Source organism: Capnocytophaga sp. CM59 (genome assembly GCF_000293175.1).
GTDB classification, from domain to species: domain Bacteria; phylum Bacteroidota; class Bacteroidia; order Flavobacteriales; family Flavobacteriaceae; genus Capnocytophaga; species Capnocytophaga granulosa.
Map to the genome: position 1 here is coordinate 1 of NZ_ALNN01000064.1, position 4,816 is coordinate 4,816.

The window sequence follows — 4,816 nt, forward strand, 5'->3', positions numbered from 1 at the left end:
CCCCCCCCCCCCCCATTCCGAAACAACAAAAAGCACCATAAGCCAAAAAAGAATTTTGGCATACCATAAGGTGATCCAAAGGTTGGGTTTTCAAGTAAGTCTCTATCAAGTGGATATAATCGCTTTGCGCCATACGGTCGTAGTAGGGAAACCAAGGGTATAGCGATTGGGTAATCTTGGGATAAGAGCGATAGCGCTCAAGGAAGGTATAGGCGTAGGGGATATCTTGGAGGATAATCTCGGCATAGGCCTCATGGGTATCTCTGAGCCGCGCATCGAAGAAGCTGGCGTTGGAAAAAGCCACTGTATCGTAGAAAGCGTTGATAATACGATGGGAGTCAAGGTTTTGTACAACAGCTCCCTTACAGAAACTCTCCCAATCAGGCACTCCTATATAAGCGCAAATCCGGTTCAGGCTGGTAGCACTTAGTTGTTTGTCCTTGTCTATCTTCCCGTAGAAGCGGCGCAAGGTCTGTAGAGAGATGGGCACCTGCTCGGCCAATTGTTCAAAATCTGCCACGGAGGTAACCACCTTCCTAAAGACGCGGTTTACCTCATTTTGTAGTCTGATAATGTGAGTGTTATAATCGTTTTGCATAGTTCCTACTAATAAATATTAGTTCTACATATATATCATAATAAAAAGGCAAATCGTTACTCCTTAAATAGAAATTTGTGTGTTAATTATTTATATTTAACAATTATTCTAAATATTTGTGGGGCATCTGAGTACTTACTGCAAAGTTATAAAAAAATAGAAATAATATTGGACAATATTGGACTTTTTTGTTTGGCTGAAAAATCGTACCTTTGCAAAGTGAATAATATACTACTAAGAAAGAATTTGTATAATAAGGTTATAAAACAAGAGTAATATGATAATTTTCAAAAGAAAACTGATGGCTGGATATAATTCAGATAAAAAGACATTTTACGAGAATATAGATAGGAAGGCAGAGAGTGTCATTGAGGATAGCAAGGAAAATCGCATAACAAAGAAAATCCTTGAGGATATAGCTTTGCTATACTCTTCTTCAGATATAACAATGGAAGAACTTGCTAAGAAGGCTCCTTCGCTTGAATATGCTGCGATGAATGTTTCTCTTGCTACTGAAATTAGTAACTATTTCTCAAGGATATGCTTCCATATCACACACCATTACAAGAAAAATTGGGAGGTACTACTAAGACGAGAATTAGGTGAACTGACCCCCGATGTTATAATTGCTGAGCGGAAAACCCCCAAAACGCAGAAGCCATCCCCAGAAAAGATAAAAGCAGTAATAGAACTGATACCTCAAGAGTGGATACGAGCCTTCATAGTAGAAAAAGGAGAAAGTTGTTGGGGCTGGCAGATAGAAAAAACGGATATATGCTCGGTAGAGAGTAGGGCTTACTTCCAAAAATATGTAACAACACTCGGAGTGAGCCTTAGTGATATTTTTGTGATACTGCCGACTCTTTCTGTAAGCCCTCAAGACTCTATAAAAACCATCACAGAACTACAAGAATGTTTTTCTCAAAATACAGGAATCCCTGCAGAAAACTTAGTGATACTCTCTGAGAATAAGTTTCTTCGAGAGTCAGGTCTCACTACCCACTTTGAGAAATTCCTCCAAAAACTGTTGGAAAAGTAAATAAGACAAGAGTCTATCAAACCATACACCAATAGAGTTAGGTGTTAAATAAATAGTTAAAAACATTATTTAGAGTAACAATAGACTGAAAATGTCTAATATATAATAGAACTTAAAAAAAATATTTATGGCTATACTAAAAAGAACTCATTTAGAAACAGCAGATCTTGTTTTTAAAAATGGATTTTATAAAGAAATATATAAAGAGGGGGGTATCATAGCTAAAGATTTTAATGATAATATTTCAGTAAGCGAAAGAGTCTTCTCGTATATCGATGAGTTATATCAAATGGAGCAAATGGCTGAAAGTTATTTAGAGGCTAATGATTTCTCTTTTGATTCTGCCATACTGAGTGAGCCGCTAGCTAGCGAAATCGTTTTTTATATTTCAGGGATACTGGACAATATTTCAGGTCTTAGAGAGAAAGATTGGAAAATTTTAGTGAGAAAGCGCATAGGTCAACTTACTCCTGATATTGTAATCACCGAGAAAGAAGCCACACCCACCGAAGAGGGATTCCAAAGAGGTGTGATTGCAGTGATAGAGCTAAGAAATGAAGCATGGGTACGCCAGCTTATAGCAGAGGAGAATCCTAACTATTTCCAAAAGTATATAGATACACTTGGGGTAAGTCTCAATGACATCTTTATCATTATCCCAACATTAGTAACTTACCCATGTATTATTATAAAGTCTATAGCTGAACTGCAAGAAATTCTATCCCAAAGGACAGGCCTTCCTAAGGGGAACTGGGTTATACTCTCAGAGAACCGCTTCATTTCCAATGAAAAGTATCAAATGTTCCTCACAATCAACTTTGATGCATTTTTAAAGGAATTGGTAGAGAGGTAAATAATCACGATGCTGGTGTGTATCATTATGCCTGCATATCTTGATAGTGGGAAATAAATTATGAAAAAACTTGCGGGAATAAATAAAAACTTGTATTTTTATTAGGATTAAAAATTAATTTCTATAATATGAAGACTATTGTACTTATATCGTGTGCTAAAGAAAAAAAAGAAGAGCCAGAAAAGGTAAAGGCAGCAGAGTTATACATAAGTGACTTGTTTGAAAAAAGCCTAACCTATGCAAAACAGCTTACAACTCCTGAAAACATCTATATTCTTTCGGGAAAGTATCATCTACTTCCTCTTGATGAGGAAATAGAAACCTATAACGTATTTTTAGGGGATAAGCCTAAGGCAGAAAGAATGCAATGGGGAGAAGTTGTGAAAGCGCAATTAAGCAAAGTGGCAGATTTGCAGAAAGATAAATTTATCATCTTAGCAGGTGAAGATTATGTGGAACCTCTTAAGGAAGATTTGAAGAATATGGCACTTCCTCTAAAAGGCCTTAGATCAGGAGAACGACTCAAATCCTTGAAAGAGTCAATAGAAAAGAACCAAAACGAAACAAAAATGATATTAGATTTACACAAATTATTCCATAATGAGAAGCTAACTCGTTATACTTATCCTTTTGAAGGACAAGAAAGCCATATTCCTACCAATGGAATTTATATTATGTTCGAAGAGGGAGAGACTTTCCAAGGTCTTGACCGTATAGTAAGGGTAGGTACTCATGATGGGGATGGCAACCTCTACAAACGACTAAAAGAACATTATGTAAATGAAAATAAGGATCGTAGTATCTTCCTTAAAAGAGTAGGAAGTGCAATACTGGCGAAGAACAAAGACCCTTATCTTGATGTATGGGAAGTGGATACCACTACACCAGAGAATAAAAATAAGGTACAAGCACAGCTAAACCCTGCACATGAGCAACAAATAACTCAACAAGCAGTTGCCCACATCAGAAATAAAATATCTTTTGTGGTTTTTGAAGTAGAAACAAAGGAAGAGAGACTTCGTCTGGAAAAGAAAATAATAGCCACCCTTTCTAAGGCAGCTAAGAATGGTTTTATAAAACCTTCTCAAGATTGGTTAGGTAATTTTTCTCCTGACCCTAAAGTTAGACAAAGTGGACTTTGGCAATCTCAACACCTTGATGGAGATCCATTAACCCCAGAAGAGTTTGACAAATTAAAACAAATTGTTCTGTCATAGAAAGTATAACACCCAATTCCCATAATACAACCTCGTCTTTTTTCCCTAAGAAGACGGGGTTTTTAATTTGTCAATAGGTTATTTATCATCATAATGTCCATAAGCAGACAATATTTTGACAAGTCCTTCTTCCTCAAACACTTCATAAACAAGTCGGTGCTTAGGGTCTATTCTCCTTGAATATACATTACGTTCGCCATATCCTTTAAGAGCTTCAGGTTTGCCAGTACCCCAAGAGGGGTGCTGCTCTATGTTCATACACCCAAGAATTTTTTCTCTCTTCTTTGGACATTTTTTAGTAGGTGCTTTACGGGCCTGATCAATCATAGAGAAGAATTCTTCTTTTGTCATTAGGGTATCATCTTTTTCCTGATGAGTCTCATGGGTAAGTATCTTAACCTTATATTACTGAAAAGGCAATGAGACTTAACAATGAACTAAATAGTGCCAATGAGTCAAAAAGCAAGAGTTTGATATAAACAAGTTAGCATTCCTCTTACAAATTTCCACGGAGAGGTTAATTGTGTAACCTAACCATAACTCTGTGTTTTTTTCAAATGAATAAGGCGAAGCCTTATAAAAATCCGTGCCAATCGCAACAACATAATCGTACAAATAGGGAAAAAATCCGAGAAATCCGAGAAAATCCGAGGGAGCTTTCGTTATATCGAACTCACGTTAATTAGCCAAAGGGCTGTTTTTCTGCCAATTTCCTCCCATTTAGTTCCCCCTTCGGGGATTAGAGGAATACTGACAATCAACCACTTAAAAAATAATTCAAAAATTTTTGTTGAAATATTTTGTCAGTTTAAAAAGAAGTTGTACTTTTGCACCCGCTTTCGAAAAGGGAGCAAGTTCATGAAAATAGACCAAAAAATATTTTTGAAAAAAGATTTGGTAGTTTCGAAAAAAGGTTGTACTTTTGCACTCGCTTTCAAAACGAGCGAGCGCAGCGAAAGAGACTAAAAATTTTTTTTGAAAAAGATTTGGTCAATTGAAAAAAAGGTTGTACCTTTGCACCCGCAAAAATGGCGAGTGAAAAAAAATGAGACCGAGAAAAAATTTTTGAAAAAAGATTTGGTCAATTGAAAAAAAGGTTGTACCTTTGC

4 protein-coding genes and 1 pseudogene are annotated in these 4,816 nt (G+C 36.4%); 3 read left to right on the top strand and 2 right to left on the bottom strand.

Going from position 1 to position 4,816, the window contains the following annotated elements; all coding sequences use genetic code 11:
- Positions 1 to 598, bottom strand: a pseudogene (locus HMPREF1154_RS11945) (hypothetical protein); the annotation flags it as partial.
- 277 nt (positions 599 to 875) lie between these two features.
- Between HMPREF1154_RS11945 and HMPREF1154_RS11950 the strand changes: the two are divergent.
- From HMPREF1154_RS11950 to HMPREF1154_RS13580, 3 genes are all read left to right on the top strand, one after another.
- On the top strand, positions 876 to 1,637 hold the full coding sequence (locus HMPREF1154_RS11950) for a hypothetical protein (protein ID WP_009642870.1): 762 nt from the start codon (positions 876 to 878) through the stop codon (positions 1,635 to 1,637).
- A gap of 127 nt (positions 1,638 to 1,764) precedes the next feature.
- Positions 1,765 to 2,490 carry a hypothetical protein gene (locus tag HMPREF1154_RS11955; RefSeq protein ID WP_009642872.1) on the top strand — a complete coding sequence of 242 codons (726 nt, stop codon included), beginning with the start codon at positions 1,765 to 1,767 and terminating at the stop codon, positions 2,488 to 2,490.
- A 128-nt stretch (positions 2,491 to 2,618) separates the two neighbouring features.
- Positions 2,619 to 3,707 carry a DUF6884 domain-containing protein gene (locus HMPREF1154_RS13580; RefSeq protein ID WP_009642868.1) on the top strand — a complete coding sequence of 363 codons (1,089 nt, stop codon included), beginning with the start codon at positions 2,619 to 2,621 and terminating at the stop codon, positions 3,705 to 3,707.
- 78 nt (positions 3,708 to 3,785) lie between these two features.
- Here HMPREF1154_RS13580 and HMPREF1154_RS11970 read toward each other — a convergent pair whose 3' ends face one another.
- Positions 3,786 to 4,034, bottom strand: coding sequence for a Txe/YoeB family addiction module toxin (locus HMPREF1154_RS11970; protein ID WP_232212002.1), 249 nt, complete (start codon positions 4,032 to 4,034; stop codon positions 3,786 to 3,788).
- Positions 4,035 to 4,816 lie beyond the last annotated feature (782 nt).

Excerpts from the sequence above, each read along its gene's own strand:
- HMPREF1154_RS13580 (WP_009642868.1), top strand. The coding sequence starts at position 2,619 with ATGAAGACTATTGTACTTATATCGTGTGCTAAAGAAAAAAAAGAAGAG.
- HMPREF1154_RS11955 (WP_009642872.1), top strand. The coding sequence starts at position 1,765 with ATGGCTATACTAAAAAGAACTCATTTAGAAACAGCAGATCTTGTTTTT.
- HMPREF1154_RS11970 (WP_232212002.1), bottom strand. The coding sequence starts at position 4,034 with ATGATTGATCAGGCCCGTAAAGCACCTACTAAAAAATGTCCAAAGAAG.
- HMPREF1154_RS11950 (WP_009642870.1), top strand. The coding sequence starts at position 876 with ATGATAATTTTCAAAAGAAAACTGATGGCTGGATATAATTCAGATAAA.